This window comes from Pseudomonas sp. Mb7, from assembly GCF_054790525.1.
Genome location: NZ_CP186501.1, coordinates 2,573,062 through 2,587,235 on the forward strand (window position 1 = coordinate 2,573,062; position 14,174 = coordinate 2,587,235).

At 59.4% G+C, this 14,174-nt stretch carries 14 protein-coding genes and 1 pseudogene; 3 read left to right on the forward strand and 12 right to left on the reverse strand.

Features of this window, described 5'->3' with window-relative positions; translation table 11 throughout:
* The first annotated feature begins 64 nt into the window (after positions 1-64).
* Complete coding sequence (locus ACOYXH_RS11770) at positions 65-1,363, forward strand: carbohydrate porin (RefSeq protein WP_460410730.1); 1,299 nt, start codon at positions 65-67, stop codon at positions 1,361-1,363.
* 64 nt (positions 1,364-1,427) lie between these two features.
* Here the strand turns inward: ACOYXH_RS11770 and ACOYXH_RS11775 are convergent, their stop codons facing one another.
* Positions 1,428-1,673: a hypothetical protein gene (locus ACOYXH_RS11775; protein ID WP_095049097.1), complete on the reverse strand. Its 246-nt coding sequence runs from the start codon at positions 1,671-1,673 to the stop codon at positions 1,428-1,430.
* Between the two features lie 175 nt (positions 1,674-1,848).
* Positions 1,849-2,496: a hydrolase gene (locus ACOYXH_RS11780; RefSeq protein ID WP_093431462.1), complete on the reverse strand. Its 648-nt coding sequence runs from the start codon at positions 2,494-2,496 to the stop codon at positions 1,849-1,851.
* Positions 2,497-2,674: 178 nt separating this feature from the next.
* Here ACOYXH_RS11780 and ACOYXH_RS11785 point away from each other — a divergent pair, with 178 nt between their 5' ends.
* Positions 2,675-3,598, forward strand: a complete 924-nt coding sequence (locus tag ACOYXH_RS11785) for a LysR family transcriptional regulator (protein WP_460410732.1) — start codon at positions 2,675-2,677, stop codon at positions 3,596-3,598.
* A gap of 31 nt (positions 3,599-3,629) precedes the next feature.
* Positions 3,630-4,091 carry an L-alanine exporter AlaE gene (gene alaE, locus ACOYXH_RS11790; protein ID WP_220556220.1) on the forward strand — a complete coding sequence of 154 codons (462 nt, stop codon included), beginning with the start codon at positions 3,630-3,632 and terminating at the stop codon, positions 4,089-4,091.
* An 86-nt stretch (positions 4,092-4,177) separates the two neighbouring features.
* On the opposite strand, the gene ACOYXH_RS11795 is transcribed toward alaE, so the two are convergent.
* The 10 genes and pseudogenes from ACOYXH_RS11795 to ACOYXH_RS11840 all read right to left on the reverse strand — a co-directional run bounded on the left by ACOYXH_RS11795 (position 4,178) and on the right by ACOYXH_RS11840 (position 14,101).
* A complete protein-coding gene (locus ACOYXH_RS11795; RefSeq protein ID WP_095126021.1) occupies positions 4,178-4,540 on the reverse strand; it encodes a metal-binding protein in 363 nt (120 codons plus the stop codon).
* A 91-nt stretch (positions 4,541-4,631) separates the two neighbouring features.
* On the reverse strand, positions 4,632-5,120 hold the full coding sequence (locus tag ACOYXH_RS11800; protein WP_449122829.1) for a DUF2867 domain-containing protein: 489 nt from the start codon (positions 5,118-5,120) through the stop codon (positions 4,632-4,634).
* 77 nt (positions 5,121-5,197) lie between these two features.
* A pseudogene (locus tag ACOYXH_RS11805) lies at positions 5,198-5,332 on the reverse strand (glutamine synthetase); the annotation flags it as partial.
* A gap of 51 nt (positions 5,333-5,383) precedes the next feature.
* Positions 5,384-8,089, reverse strand: coding sequence for an AAA domain-containing protein (locus tag ACOYXH_RS11810; protein WP_460410733.1), 2,706 nt, complete (start codon positions 8,087-8,089; stop codon positions 5,384-5,386).
* 108 nt (positions 8,090-8,197) lie between these two features.
* Positions 8,198-9,781, reverse strand: a complete 1,584-nt coding sequence (locus ACOYXH_RS11815) for a M20/M25/M40 family metallo-hydrolase (RefSeq protein WP_095049030.1) — start codon at positions 9,779-9,781, stop codon at positions 8,198-8,200.
* Complete coding sequence (locus ACOYXH_RS11820) at positions 9,763-10,563, reverse strand: amidohydrolase family protein (RefSeq protein ID WP_176471316.1); 801 nt, start codon at positions 10,561-10,563, stop codon at positions 9,763-9,765. Before ACOYXH_RS11820 ends, ACOYXH_RS11815 begins: the two co-directional genes overlap by 19 nt.
* Positions 10,564-10,626: 63 nt before the next feature.
* On the reverse strand, positions 10,627-11,415 hold the full coding sequence (locus ACOYXH_RS11825) for an ABC transporter permease (RefSeq protein WP_095049032.1): 789 nt from the start codon (positions 11,413-11,415) through the stop codon (positions 10,627-10,629).
* Positions 11,412-12,215: an ABC transporter permease gene (locus ACOYXH_RS11830; RefSeq protein WP_460410734.1), complete on the reverse strand. Its 804-nt coding sequence runs from the start codon at positions 12,213-12,215 to the stop codon at positions 11,412-11,414. The genes ACOYXH_RS11825 and ACOYXH_RS11830 overlap by 4 nt, the downstream gene beginning before the upstream one ends.
* The gene (locus ACOYXH_RS11835) at positions 12,215-13,201 is read right to left on the reverse strand and encodes an ABC transporter ATP-binding protein (protein WP_095049034.1); all 987 of its coding nucleotides are present in this window, start codon (positions 13,199-13,201) and stop codon (positions 12,215-12,217) included. Before ACOYXH_RS11835 ends, ACOYXH_RS11830 begins: the two co-directional genes overlap by 1 nt.
* 81 nt (positions 13,202-13,282) lie before the next feature.
* Positions 13,283-14,101 carry a hypothetical protein gene (locus ACOYXH_RS11840; RefSeq protein ID WP_141231859.1) on the reverse strand — a complete coding sequence of 273 codons (819 nt, stop codon included), beginning with the start codon at positions 14,099-14,101 and terminating at the stop codon, positions 13,283-13,285.
* Positions 14,102-14,174 lie beyond the last annotated feature (73 nt).

Sequence of the window (14,174 nt, forward strand, 5' to 3'; positions counted from 1 at the left end):
GCGGCACCTTCGGGTGCCGCGCTGCTTTCCCCCTATTGCTCATGTTTTTTGCAGGAAGATTTACATGCTATCGGCTGTTGGTTTTTCCCGTTCCGACCTGTTCAAAGGCCTGTTGCTGGGCCTGACGTGCACCACCGCCCTCCCCGCGTTGGCCGACAACGATTCCGATCTGTTGACCCGCAGCACCCTCACCGGCGACTGGGGTGGCTTGCGTCACCAGATGGATGAACAGGGCATCAAGTTCACTGGCGACTACAGCGGCGAAATGGCTTACAACGCCGATGGTGGTTTGCATCGCTCGGCGCGTTACTCGCAGAACATCAAGCTCGGCGTGCAGTTCGACCTGAGCAAACTGTACGGCGTCGACAATGCCGGCAAGGTCCAGTTGACCATCAACGACCGCCGCGGCAACAGCGCCTCCGAAGACCTCGTCGGCAACCGACTGCCGATCCAGGAAAACTACGGTGGCCTGTACACGCGCCTGACCGAACTGAGTTACGAGCGCACGCTGTTCACTCCAGCACTCAATGTGAAACTCGGCTACATGGCCATGGGCAACGACCTCGGCGGCCTCGACAGCGGCATTCTGTGCAACTTCATGAACGCCGGTTTCTGCGGCCATCCGCTGAACATGTCCGGCGGCAGCGGCTGGACCAACTACCCCAATGCGCGCCTCGGTGTGCGGGTGAAATACGACCTGTCGTCCTCGTGGCAACTGCGCGTGGCCGCGTTCAACGTCGATCCGGAAAGCAACGGCAACTCCAGCCGTGCCTGGCACCTCGGGCCAAAACACACCACCGGCACCGTGGTGCCGATCGAGCTGGTTTACAAACACGCGGGCGAGCTGCCTGGCGAATACAAGCTCGGCTACTACTACGACAGCTCCGACGTAAAACGCATCGGCAGCGACAAAGAAGTGTCCGGTCGCGGCGGTCATTATCTGCTGGTCGATCAGGCGGTCTGGAACTCGCCAACTTCCGAAGGCCGCAGCCTGCATGCCTTCGGCCAATACTCGGCGGCCAGCGAAGCGGCGTCGCCGTTCAGCAAGTGGTATGGCACCGGGGTGGTTTTGTACAAACCGTTCGAAGGTCGCCCGCGTGACACCGTCGCCCTGGGTTACGGACGCGCCGTGCCGAACCCGCGCAGCCGTGACGTGCTGCAGGACGCCGCATTGAACAACGGCACGGCGTTGCCGAACCTGGACAGCGCCGAGCAACTGATCGAACTCGGCTACGGTTATCAGGCCACGCCTTGGCTGACCCTGCGCCCAAATGTGCAGTACATCATCGAGCCGGGCGCGTTTTCCGGGCAGGACATCGACAATGCACTGGTGTTTGGTTTGCAGATGAAAGCAGCGCTCTGAGGCCCCGAAAAGCAGACAATAAAAAACCCGGCTCGAATTGCCGGGTTTTTTCTTGCCTTCTAGATCACTTTTTCTTTTTGGCCGGCTTATCAGCCTTCTTCGAATCCTTGGCCTTCTCAGGTTTGCTGTCGGCTTTTTTCGCCGACTTCTTCGGCTCGGCGTCTTTTTTCTTGTCCTTCTTGTCGGAAGATTTTGAAAGCGCTGAGGCTGCCGCTGATTTCTTCTCAGGTGATGACTTTTTGTCTTTCAAGTCCTTGCTGGCTTTCGAAGCGTCACCTTTGTCTTTGCTTTTCTTTTCGTCTTTAGCCACGTTGACCACCTCTCGGAGTGTGCCGTTATTGACACATCGCCTGTGCGATTGACCACAAGCTAATCATTAGGCGAGCGGCTCCGACAGCGGTTCAGATTATTTTCAAGCGTTGAAACAGGCCAAATGAAGGCAGCGCCGGCTATCGCCCACGCCACCTTCAGCAACACCTCGTGAATCAGGCCTTGTTGCCCGCCGCCTCCAGCGCCTTTTCAGCGTTGAAGCCATCGAAGTTTTCGAACACGCCCATAAAGCCTGGCACGGTCACCTCGCGCGCCCAGTCGCGCTGCAGTTCGCAGTACATCTGTACCCGGCTGATGAGCTTCGCCCCCGCCTGTTCCATTCGGCGCAACGCCGCCTCGTGCGCAGCGAGCGACGTGCCGCCCACCGCATCGACCGGCACGTAAACTTCATAGCCTTCCTGAATGGCGTCGAGCACCGGGAAGGTCAGGCAGGCTTCGGTCCACAGCGCGGTCATGATCAGTTTCTTGCGCCCGAGCGCTTTGACTGCCTGCTTGAACCCGGTGTCCTCCCAACTGTTGATCGACGTGCGGTCATAGGTTGGCAGATGGCCGAGCACCGCTTGCAACTCTTGAATCGGCGGTTTGTTGCGGCCGGTCGCGACATTGACGGTCGAGTGGATGATCGGCAGGTTGTAGTTGAGCGCCGCCTTCGCAACGCTGGTGATATTGAAGACCAGTTCATCCCGTGGCATCGAGCGGATCGAGGACACCTGAACCGGTTGATAGTCGATGATGATCAACGCTGAATTGTCGGGCGTCAGCAGTTGATCGGTGTGCGGGTTACGGATGGGTTCGCTTGCCATTTGCAGGTCCTTTTGTATGGGTAACGCACGCGGGTGAAACGGCCGGAGCCCGTGCGGCTAAGGGTTCCAGAATGCACGCGAGTGACGCCGTGCCTGGAAAACCCATTGTGCTGTTCCCCTGTTCGCGGCAGTAGTAGCATCCCGAGGCGAACTGTGTCGCGCCAAGGGGAACGCGGGAATGGATATCGAAGAACTGCAAACCTTCGTCGAAGTGGCCGATGCCGGGGGCATTTCACAGGCAGCGCTGCGGCTCGGGGTTTCGAAATCAATCGTCAGCCGCCGTCTGGCCTGGCTTGAAGCAGAACTGGGCGTGCAACTGCTGGCACGCTCGACGCGCGGGGCATCACTCACCGAGGCCGGCGCGACGTTCCGCGATTACGCCGCCCGAGTCTGCAGCGAAATCGACATCGCCAAGGAAACCATCCTGCCCGCCGGCGCCCTGCGCGGTCGCTTGCGCGTAGCAGTGCCGTTGTCGTTCGGGCCGACACACTTCGCCCCGGTGCTGGCGGAAATGGCTCGCCGTCATCCTCAGTTGCACATGCAGACCTGCTACAGCGATCGCTTCGTTGACCTGATTACCGAGGGCTATGATTGCGCCATTCGCGTGGGTTATCTGCAGGACTCCAACTTGATCGCGAGGCGTATCGGCCCGGTCTACACCAAGCTCGTCGCAAGCCCCGACTACATCAAAGCGCACGGCGCCCCGGAAACCCCGGACGAACTGCACGCTCATCAGGCGCTCATGCAAGGCACCGAAGCCTGGCAATTCATGGCGGCTGACAAGGTCATCACGGTTCGCCCGCAAGGACGCTTCAAGGCTGACAACGGCACGGCCCTCGCCGCAGCCGCAGCTGCCGGCCTCGGCGTCGCCTACTTGCCCGATTGCCTCACCCACGAACACATTGCCTCGGGTGCACTCGTGCCGATCATGACCAACCATCCACCGCCCCCGGCCGGCGCCTACCTCCTCCGCGCGCCGGGCCCGCATCCCGCGCGCAAGATCCGCGTGCTCACTGATCTGCTGATCGAGTACTTCGGCGAATCGCCGCACCTCGCCGTGCAGCCGCTGTCACAGCACGATGAAGTGTCGGCGTTTGGCTGAGGAAAGCTGAAGCCATGAAAGGAGAATTGAGGTGCCGCAACGCCTGCAACAGTCAACGCGTCGGACTGCATTTATTGCAGACACCACGGCGCTGATCCTGTTTTTCACCACCACCGGCATCCTCAATGAACGTTTGATTGCCGGCATGACGTGGGATCAGGTTCTGCACGCGCGCCTGTTGGGAGCCGCCCTGATGATTCCGGTCGCGAGACCTTACGGTATCTGGCGCGATTGGTTAATGAAGCGCGCCAGTCAGGCTCGGGTGTCGAGGTTGTTATGGGACAGCATCGCGCTGGTCAGTTTTCAGGTGCCGATCTATGCCGCGATCATTGCCTTCAGTGGTGCATCGGGCGAAGGTCTGGTGCGCGGCACACTGGGTGCGGCCGTGATGATGCTGGCTCTGGGGCGACCCTATGGAGCGTTTCTTAATCGGGTGCGGAAGCTGTTTGGTTTGCCGCCGGGTGGGGACAAGCCGATGTCGTTGAAGGGTTGAGTGGCTGGGGAAAAATTCAGGGAAGACCCCATTCAGAAAAACGTGATCTGTTCTTTAATCCCGCTCTACTGGCCAGTTTCAGCAGTTCATGCTCTTGCTCCGGTTTCATAAAAGTGGTCAACGCAATAGGCTCTTCCCTTGAGTACAGGTTGCTGGCAGTCCTTCGCCAGACAAGCAGATGTACCCAGACCGCCATGATTCTCGACGATGCGTAGCTTTATCAAAGATTCCATTTCAGCTGATTCCCAGCCCTCGGGCGAGTCCAGTTTGCGGGCGTACAGGGTTTGATATTTATCCCACTCATCCGCTCGCCAAAACTGCCCGCACCCGGGACATTGCAATAGTTTGATCCAGTCCCCCGTTGCCAGGCAGCGCATTCCTGCGACAAACGCCGTGTAACGCTGACTGATATCTACCAGGTTGTCTTGACCGTTGCAGGTGCATTGCATGGTTCCACTCCAAATCTTCTTGCTTCTACTCGTTCCACCGTTAACGTCTGCCTCTGCCCCACAGCAGCTGTGCCGGCGCTGGCACCGTTAACTACATTTGGGCGGCGCCAGTATTCCGCTTGAGACGCTCGAGGTCCCTATTGATCAGCACCTTATGGACTACGCCCACCGGCAACATATAGATGCGCCCAAAGACGTTATGCGTTACGACAGACGATGTGATTGTGAACACATGATCTGTTATCGACAGGCAGATCATGACATCCAGATGTCGGTCTCTTACGCTCAGAACGAGCACGTCGGGGGCACTATGCTCGACCAGAAAAAAATCCAGCTTTTCGCCAGCCTGTATTGCCTCTCGACGGGCGCCAGAGAAACCGCCGATGCGCTTCACGCCAACTAACGAGGAAATCGCATCCCTCGTTCGAAACGCCAGTCGCATGACCAGCCCCGGCTTGGCCCGCATGCAGTTCCAGGCATCAAGAGTGGTTATTTCAACAGGCAGCAGCACCGATCGGCTGTGATAGTAATCAAGATCAGGCAACGCCCTCAGGGTGTGAGCAGGTGAAGGGGTGGTCATACATGATTCCTTTCAATGGGCCGATTTGTTACTCGGCATCACTTTCCTTGCGTCTCTGCGCAACGACTGTGGAGATCATCGACAAACTCCGCGCCCAACCCGCCACACAGTTGCGGCTGATGCTGCATTGCATGCACGGCTTCGAACATCTCTTTAGGGAACTCGATCCCGCTGCTGCGATCTTCATTCAGCGGCGCAATCGGTTCCTTGCCCGGATCAATTGGGGGCAGACCCTCAGTATCTGAGGGCCTCTGCCCCAGTGCTTATGCGCCATCTGCAGGACTGGCCCACTGCCCGATAAAGTCGCCAATTCTGCGCTCAATATCACTCTCAACGGTCCGCAGCCGCAGAATGGGAATGCCACTTCTAGCCAGAATCTCGTTTTTCATGGCGTCCCGAGCTGCCTGTACGGGGTGGTCGTGATACCCGCCATCGACTTCGATCACCCCTATCGGTTGCTTGCCCACTTTGAAATAGATCACGAAATCGCAACTGGCGCGCCGCATGAACGCTCGCTGCGGCTCTGTCCAGCTGAGGCCAACCGGCGATGCAAGCTTATCCAGCTGGATCTGTGTGTGGTACTTCAATGCCTGGCACGCCGGGGCGGACAGCGCTTCGCGCAGCAACTGTGCCACGATCTGCTCGGACCTGTAGCGTGAATCCTCGGGCCGCAAGCGGGCGTCCAGGCGTGCCAGAGACTGGTCGTACTCGCGGTACAGCAAGTCGAATGCCGACACCACGGGCGCGCGCACGATCTGCTCGTCTTGCGCGTAATAACTGATGTAGCGAATCAGCGCGGCGATGTGCCCATTGTTGTCCGTGAACACCTCGTCGCCGGTCACCAGGGTGAAGCGATGTTTGGCCCGCGAAACGGCCACGTTGATCATGCGGGGGTCGTCGACGAAATCCAGGCGTGTACGCGCCTGGTTGTAGCGTTTCTTGTCGAGCACCGTGGAAAACACGATCTCGTCGCATTCGCGCCCCTGAAACTTGTGCACGGTGTCCTTGACGAAATCCGCCGGCAAGTGCGTGCCGGACAGGTTGACTTGTGCCCTGTACGGGGCAATGTAACCGCGGCCTTCGCCGTCTATTCCGACGGGTTGCCCCTCCTCCTCAAGCACCTTCAACAGGGAGTCCAGTTCCCGAAGGTTGGTGTTCTGCCTGGCGTGGTTGCCCTTGGCGGTCACCACCAGGCGCAGGGGTTCTTCGCCGTTGTCCTCGGTCATCGGCACCAGTGCGTTGTCGTAGAACTGCTGGTTGCAGAACTGGATGATCCTGGGGTGGCAGCGGTAATGTTCTTTCAGCAGGGTTCTGGGCAGCGCGTCCTGGAACACGGCAATGCATGAATCCAGCAAGCTGTAGCGCTCGCAATCGTAGGCCTCGGCGGGCGGTTGAAGCCCAAGTTTCACGGGGATATGCGGCAACTGGCGGTTGTCACCCACGACAATCAGGTTCTTGGCGCAGCCCAGCGGCAAGATACCCGGCACGATGTCCTGCAAAGAGGCTTCGTCGATGATCACGTAGTCGAGGACCGCTCCCGGCGCGATCGAATTGACGATGGAGTGCGTGCCGCTGCCCAGGATTGGGAAGCGCTGCATAAAGGCATCGAAACGCTCACGGTAGGTTTTGACATCAAAGCTGTCCGACGGCATTACCTGAAGTTGCATATGGCGCTTGAGATGCTGCATCGAAGCGGTTGTGAGTTCGTTGAGCAGCGCCGTGAAATTCGCGCGTGCCAATGCTTCGCGACACTCGCGCAGCTGCGCTTCTTTGTCCCGCAGCGACTGGTCGTAATAATGCATTTGCAGTGCATGGAAAACGGCGATCCGCGCCTCGCCGTCGGCAAATGGCCTGGTGCGAAAGATCCTGAATTTGAACAGTAGCTCGATACGGTCTTTGAGATGAATGCGCTGCTCGCCGAGGTAAGCCAGGTAGGCCATGAGGTCCGCCGTCTTGCGCGGTGTCAGGCCGTACTTGTCGAGCGAGGCTGTGACCGGCACAGCGCTTTCTGCCTGCCACTGCTGCAGGTAGCGTCGCTCGATGACCAACTCGTCCAGCTCGATTTGCAGTTGCGCCGCCCTGTTGTGGTTTTGGAGATGCTGTTTCAAGCGGGCCAGCAAGGCCTGGATCTCATCCAGGGAAAGTGCCGGCTCCGGCACACTTGACGGCCACGCAGGCAGGTCGGAGAAGAAGGCCTTGCGTTTGTCCTGGTTGCCAAGCTTCGCGACCAAGTGGCCCAGGCCGTATTTCTCCAGTTTTTCGTAGACGTTTTCCACAGCAGCATTGTTGTTGGACAACACCGCGACCGTCTGCCCACGTAGCAGAATATTGGCGAGGACGTTGAGGATTGTCTGGGTCTTGCCGGTCCCTGGCGGGCCTTCGATTACGCTGACTTGCGCGCTGAACGCCCGCTCGACGGCCTGAAGCTGACTCTCGTTCAGCCCGAATGGATAGATGAGCCCCTGCCCCGGCGCCAGAGTGCCGTTGCGCCCGGTACAGTAGGCTTGCAAGGCTGTGCCAGCGATGGCCGGCAGTTTTTCGAGCTGGCGCACCACATTGTCGGCAATTTCACGATCATTCTGCGACTTGGCGTGATGCTGTCGCGCGTTCGCCACGGTAGTGAGATAGCGGAAGACCGGCGTGTCCTTCATCGGTGTCGGAGCGGAAAAGCCGATGCCGTCCATCTTGTAGACATAGGGCTTTTTACTGTCCGGGTAGTGCACAACGGCATAGCGCTCACCGTAAATCGTAGCGCTGGCGATGGGCTTGGTGCTGCCGCGCTGGTGCAGCAAGGCATTGCTCAACTCGCGGGTGGGCGAAACCAGGCAATCACTGAGCGGGCGGGTGTATTTTTTCCTGGAGGGGTAGTGACAGGTCAGCTCCAGCAATGCGTCTTTGTCGCTCCAGCGAATCGCCCAGTCGCTGATCTTTGCGGTTTTGTCCTCACCATCCATCTGAATCGAAGCCATATTCCTCGTCCCTATACGCATGACATCCGGCTTCGCTTCGCGCCGGACGCTACCTCTCCAAGAGGTGACATATTGCCATCATTGCCTACAAGGTCGATAGCCCGGCCGTTAACGCCCCCGCAGCGCCGGACGCAGTGACGAGTCGCCGAGCAGATGCAGGGTTTCTTCAAGGACGTCGACGTCGGCGATGAGGCTGGCGAAATCCCAGTAGCGGTTGAACGTATCGGATGTGCGGTGGTAGGTGTTCGAGTCATAGAAATCATGCCGCTTCATGCCTTCCTCGATGCCTCCTTTGAGCAAATCGTCGCCAGTGCTCACCTGCACCGTGGGGATATCAATTTTGGCGAAACTTGCCTGATCGGAGCGAAAAAAATATCCCGCCGAAGGCTCTTCATCGAGGCTGATTTTGCGCCCGAGGGTGTGGGCAGCGCTGACAAACACTTCGGGCAAATCGGACTGATCGCCGTCCACCAGAAACAGGTCACGGGTTCTGCCAATCGGTACGAAACCATCGACATTGAGCGCCGCCACCACATCCAGCCCCGTCTCGCGGATCAACTGTGCGACCCGTGCGGAACCGTGCATGCCGACCTCCTCGGCAGACGTCCAGGCAAAGAGCACCGTGCGCCGCAGCGGCGCCGTGGCGGCCAGACGCCTGGCCAGCTCAAGCAAGACCGCCACACCGATCGCGTTATCGACAGCGCCGGGGTAATAGCCTCTGCCGTCGGCGGTTTTGCCGAGGTGATCCAGGTGCGCGCAGAACAGGACACACTGGCGGGGAAACAGTCGGCCCTTTTTCATCGCCAGCACATTCCGGCAATGCCGAATGACAATGTCGCAATCGAGCCGCAGTTGCAGGTGTGCATCGAGCCGGCACGGGCGTCCCGCCATTGGCCTGGGGGCAGCGATGAATGCATCAAGGTCAACACCGCCGTCGGCTAACAATCGCCGGGCAAACCGTTCACTGCAGAACCCTTCGAAATCCAGCCGACTGCGCACAGCGTGCGGAAGAAAGCGAAACGGCCGGCGCATTTCGTCCTGCACAAGGTGAAACGCGCTGCCGAACAGTTCATCGGTGTGGACGATAATGACGCCCGCCGCACCCTGGCGGGCCGCTTCCTCGTACTTGTATTCCCAGCGCCCGTAGTAACTCATGCGCTGGCCGAGGAACAGTTCGCCTCCCGGGCTGTTGCGTCCAGGATCATTGGGTAACACCACGACCACTTTGCCGACGACATCCAGTCCGGCGTAATCGTCCCAGTCGAACTGCGCAGCGACAATGCCATAGCCGACAAAGACCAAAGGCGCGTGGTCGAGCCAAACCCTGGTTTGCTGTGAGCGAATCAGCAGTTCATCGTCCTGTTCGAGGTCGTAGCGGGTATCACCCTGAATAATCGTCCGACAACTTTCGGCGCCGGATCGCGCCGTGGCGCAACCGAGAGGTACTGACTGGAACAGGCCCCGGCGGCCCTGCCAGGGCGTCAACCCCTGCGCCCGTACTTTTCGCGCAATCCACAGGGAGGCTCGCCACGCACCGGGCTCCCCTGCCCCGCGCCCGGCAAACCGGGCACCGGCCAGGGTTCGACAGGTGTCGGCGAGCGCTGCCGCATGCAGCTTGTTTTTCAGGTAACCGCGAAACACCGGGGCACGAGAGTTTTTTTGCCTGGTTTTTTTCAGGAGCGCTCGTCGCATGTCGGCTCCTCTTCCTCCGTCCACTTGAACAGTCGTGCGGCGTTGTCAAAGAACACTTGCCGGTGATACTGCTCGTCGATGGCACTGGCGCACGCGGCCACGTAGCCAGGGTAGTCGACGCTGGGCCAGCCCGATCCAAAGAGGAACCGCTCCGGTTTGCCGGTGTAATCGAGCATCCAGCGGATCGGTTCGACCATCAATCGGCCAAGCGTGGCTTGCGAAACGTCGCTTAGCGATCCTTCGATGATCGAACTGAGTTCGAGCCAGACATTGTGGTTTTTCGCCGCCAGCACAGCGGCATCGGTAAACCACGGGTTACCGCTGTGAACCAGAACGAAGTTCACGTCCGGGTGGTCCACGATGACCTCGTCCAGGCTGAGTGGGTGGGCGTACTTGAGCTTGGAGCGATGCCAGCCTGTGTCGCCACTGTGGAACAGCACAGGAACATCAAACTCACGCGCCAGAGCGTACAGCGGCATGAGCCTGGGATCGTCAGCATGCACATGCATAAATCCCAGATTGATTTTGATGGCCCCATAGATACCGCGCGCCAGTCCCTGCGCCAGCGACGCTGGCGACCACTCAGGCTGAGCGATGACCGCACACCTGGCCACGCCCAGCGCCTGCAACTGCCCGGCATCGCAACCGGGGTTATGCGAATCCGTTACGGATGCGCGGATGTCGAAGCGCGCTTGCAGCGCCTTGAATGCTTGCAGACTGTCCGTTCGCGCAAATTCGGTATGCACGTGCGCGTCGAAAACAGGCCCGGAATAACGACTCATCGAAGACTTCCCTGTGTAGACGATCCTCATTGCCGCGCATCCAGTTGCGCGGTTTCTCAAGCGCTAGCTGCTGGCACTGCTGTAAGAGCGCAGCGCAAACAGCCAGAACACCCGTGACAGACAAACAAACGCGACGGCAAAAAGCAGCGCGCCCATGACTTCCTGCCAGCCGACCATGCCCATCGCCGCCGCAACCGGGACATTGGAAACGAAATACACCGGGACCAGAAACGTCAGGACCATGCGGATCGTCTGCGGAAACGCCGTGACCGGAAACCGCGCGATCTCCATGAGCGTGTAGCTGATGATCCAGACATCACCGATCTTCACAAACCAGATCGACAAGGTGCAGGTAATCAGGAACAACGAGTAGAAAATCGCCACCCCTGCCGCCATCAACCCCAGAAACGCCGCGAGATTGCCCAGCCCTAGCGCACCTTCGCTGTGCATCGCATACACAACGACCGCGAGCCCGATCAATACGCGGGGCAGTTCCCAAAGGCTGATTTTCGAGCATGACACCAGAAACTGGCTGTCGACCGGGCGCACCAGCATGTAGTCCAGATCCCCGGTGCGCACTTGCTCCGACAGCGCATGCAGGCTCGGAAACAGCCAGACCTCAAGCAAACCTTCCAGCACCAGAGCCACGCCGAACAGCGCCAGTACCTGATGCAGGTTCCAGCCGCCCAGACTTCCGACTTCGCTGAACATGGCATCAAGGAAGTACAGCGCCAGGAGCATCCCGACCACCGTGTTCAGGGCATTGGTGACGGCATTGATACGAAACTCCAGTTCCGCAAGCATCGAATGCCTGATCAGCGCCAGCAGCACTTTCAACGGTCGCAGGTTCATATGCCGGCCCCCGAAAAACGCTTCAACCCTTGGCGCCACAGCCCCCGACGCAGCCCCACCAGCAGCACCACCCAGAACAGTTGCACCGCAAACCCCTGCAGCAGATCGCCGTCGGCGGCCTTGCCGATCAGCACCTTGACCGGAAAATCCAGTGAGGCGGAAAACGGCAGCAGCGCCACCAGATGACGGGTCGCTTCGGGAAACAGGTCAACCGGAATCAGCATGCCGCCCAGCACCGTGTACATCGACCAGACCATTGCATCCAGCGCCAGCGAATTGGCCATCCAGAACGCAAGCAGGCCGACGCAGTAATAGATATGGAAAATAATGATCCAGGCCAGCACCAGCGAGACGAGGAACAACGGTAATCGCCAGGCGACAACTGCCAGGTCGATGGCAAACAACGAGGCGCCGACACAGAACACGGTGATGACGATCGGTGCGCGCACCACCATCTGCCCCAAATGCTCTGCCACGTGAAACCAGAAAGGTGCGACCGGTTTCAGCAGTCGACCGGACAGCGTGCCTTGGCGGATTTCGTCGTTCAGAACGAAGATGACCCATACGGCAGTCAGCTGTCTGACCAGATAGATGCCGAGGAAATACGCCACGAAATCACTGGGCGCATAACCGCCGATGACCTTGTCCCGTGACAGCTCCCACCAGATCATCATCATGAACAACGGTGCGACGCCGCTGATCAACCAGACAAACAACTGCGCCCGGTAGACCACGGTCACCAGCACGCTTGTGCGCAGCAGGCGTCCGGCAATGCCGGGCCACGAAGCCAGCGCAACCATTACGCGTGCTCCTTTGGCAGCAGCAGGCGCGGAAACGCCTGCTCCAGGGAGGGCGTCTGGATCGAGATGTCTGTCACCGGAAAGTTCGCCAGCAGTTGCCCCACGGTGTCGGCGAATTGCTCTTCAGGCACCAACAACTCGGCACTATCACTGTCCAGGCTGAGCAGAGTGCCGTAAACGCTCAGTTCGTCACTGCCCACTTGCGAGGAAAAGCGCAGGCTGACCTGGCGTTCATTGACGTGCGCCTTGACCAGTGCCTGACGTGCGCCATCGAACACCACGCGTCCCTGGTCCAGCACAATGACGCGGTTGGCCAATGCCTCGATGTCCGCCATGTAATGTGAGGTGAGAATAATCGTGGCGCCGGACTCGCGATTGTACTCAAGGAGGAATTTGCGGATGGCGACCTGCATCTCCAGATCGAGGCCGATGGTCGGCTCGTCGAGAAACAGGATACTCGGGCGATGCAGCAGTGACAGGATGAGCTCGCATTTCATCCGCTCGCCCAGCGACAGCTTCCTGACTGGACGCCGAATGATGTCACCGGCCGACAGCAACTGGCACAGCTCATCGATCCGGCGCCTGCATTCGACAGGCGCAATATCGTACAGCGCACCATGAAGATGGAAGGACTCCAGCGCCGGCAGATCCCATGTCAGTTGCTGCTTTTGCCCCATCACCAGGGCGATTGACTTGAGGAACTCCGCGCGCCGCTTGAACGGGTCATGGCCCAATACCGAAAGATGGCCGCCGCTCGGTCGCACGATACCCGAGAGCATTTTCAGCGTGGTGGTCTTGCCCGCGCCATTACCGCCGAGAAAACCAACCACTTCACCCGCGTCTATCGAGAAGGAAACATCCGTAACAGCCGGCACGTACGTCTTCTCGCGACGAAAGTAACGCAACAGGCTGCGCGACTGGTCGTCACGGGCCCGGTAAACCTCGTAAACCTTGCTGATACCACACAGCTCGATTGCTTTTGACATACCTATCCTTGAAATCCCGCATCCTTCACTTCAGTCAACACGCCAGCATGTAACGGTGGCGATCCCTGTATGTTGGCGTACTCAGCCACGGCGAGCCAGCAGTTGATCGTGATGGGCTTGCACAGACAAACCGTCGTCGATCACCAGGCAAACCGCTGGCGCCAGACTCGATCGGGCCAACAGGCCGAGGCCGAGTACTTCTTGCAGTTTGAAACCGGCCGCCTGCAGCAACGCCTTCGTCCGATCGACGTCGACCGTGATCAGGTGCACCAGACACGGCGCCGCCATCAGAGCGGTCGACGCGTTGCCGGGTAACGCCTGACGCTCAAGAAAGGCCAGACGCTGCTGACCGATCATCAAGCGTCCCGGCTCCATTGCGATGCTGACCCGGTCATCCAGGTGTGTGAAGTAATGGTGTTGTTCCTGCTTCGGCCGGGCACAGAGCAATGACACTCCGCCGAGCGCAAACAAACCGTTATCCGAGACTTGAGTGGCAAGGTCGCCACCGATGCCGCGCACGTACTCGATGAGCGACACACTGACATCGCCCGTATCACCGGCGGGTAAGTCGGCGATCAGCCAGGCCGGCGCCGTCTCGCCCGCCGGAGCCTTGGCCGACAGGGCCAGGGCTGCGCGCTGCGAGGGCAAAAGGCACGCCAGATGTGCCATCAGATCCGTTGAACACAGCCAGATTGAACAGCCTCGATCGCTCCCCGGCGCATTGCCCGTGCAGAACTCCAGATACCCGCCGCTCAACCGGAAGAATGCGCTGACGCGGCCATCATCGTGACGCACTTGTCGCGTATGCGCCATGAAGCCTGCGCGGGTGAACTGACCGATGACCTCATCGAACAGGCCTTGCGACACGGGGTAGACGACGTGATCCAGATGGGAAATCACCGGCGCCTTCCCCGCAAAGCACATCGCTCACCCGCTACACCTGGCGACTGCCGCAATGGTTTTTTGCGCTGCG

What these genes read in the sequence shown, in the direction of transcription:
- ACOYXH_RS11825 (WP_095049032.1), bottom strand. Translation starts at nt 11,415, where the DNA reads ATGAACCTGCGACCGTTGAAAGTGCTGCTGGCGCTGATCAGGCATTCG.
- ACOYXH_RS11835 (WP_095049034.1), bottom strand. Translation starts at nt 13,201, where the DNA reads ATGTCAAAAGCAATCGAGCTGTGTGGTATCAGCAAGGTTTACGAGGTT.
- ACOYXH_RS11815 (WP_095049030.1), bottom strand. Translation starts at nt 9,781, where the DNA reads ATGCGACGAGCGCTCCTGAAAAAAACCAGGCAAAAAAACTCTCGTGCC.
- ACOYXH_RS11770 (WP_460410730.1), top strand. Translation starts at nt 65, where the DNA reads ATGCTATCGGCTGTTGGTTTTTCCCGTTCCGACCTGTTCAAAGGCCTG.
- ACOYXH_RS11820 (WP_176471316.1), bottom strand. Translation starts at nt 10,563, where the DNA reads ATGAGTCGTTATTCCGGGCCTGTTTTCGACGCGCACGTGCATACCGAA.
- ACOYXH_RS11795 (WP_095126021.1), bottom strand. Translation starts at nt 4,540, where the DNA reads ATGCAATGCACCTGCAACGGTCAAGACAACCTGGTAGATATCAGTCAG.
- ACOYXH_RS11800 (WP_449122829.1), bottom strand. Translation starts at nt 5,120, where the DNA reads ATGACCACCCCTTCACCTGCTCACACCCTGAGGGCGTTGCCTGATCTT.
- ACOYXH_RS11785 (WP_460410732.1), top strand. Translation starts at nt 2,675, where the DNA reads ATGGATATCGAAGAACTGCAAACCTTCGTCGAAGTGGCCGATGCCGGG.
- ACOYXH_RS11810 (WP_460410733.1), bottom strand. Translation starts at nt 8,089, where the DNA reads ATGGCTTCGATTCAGATGGATGGTGAGGACAAAACCGCAAAGATCAGC.
- ACOYXH_RS11830 (WP_460410734.1), bottom strand. Translation starts at nt 12,215, where the DNA reads ATGGTTGCGCTGGCTTCGTGGCCCGGCATTGCCGGACGCCTGCTGCGC.
- ACOYXH_RS11780 (WP_093431462.1), bottom strand. Translation starts at nt 2,496, where the DNA reads ATGGCAAGCGAACCCATCCGTAACCCGCACACCGATCAACTGCTGACG.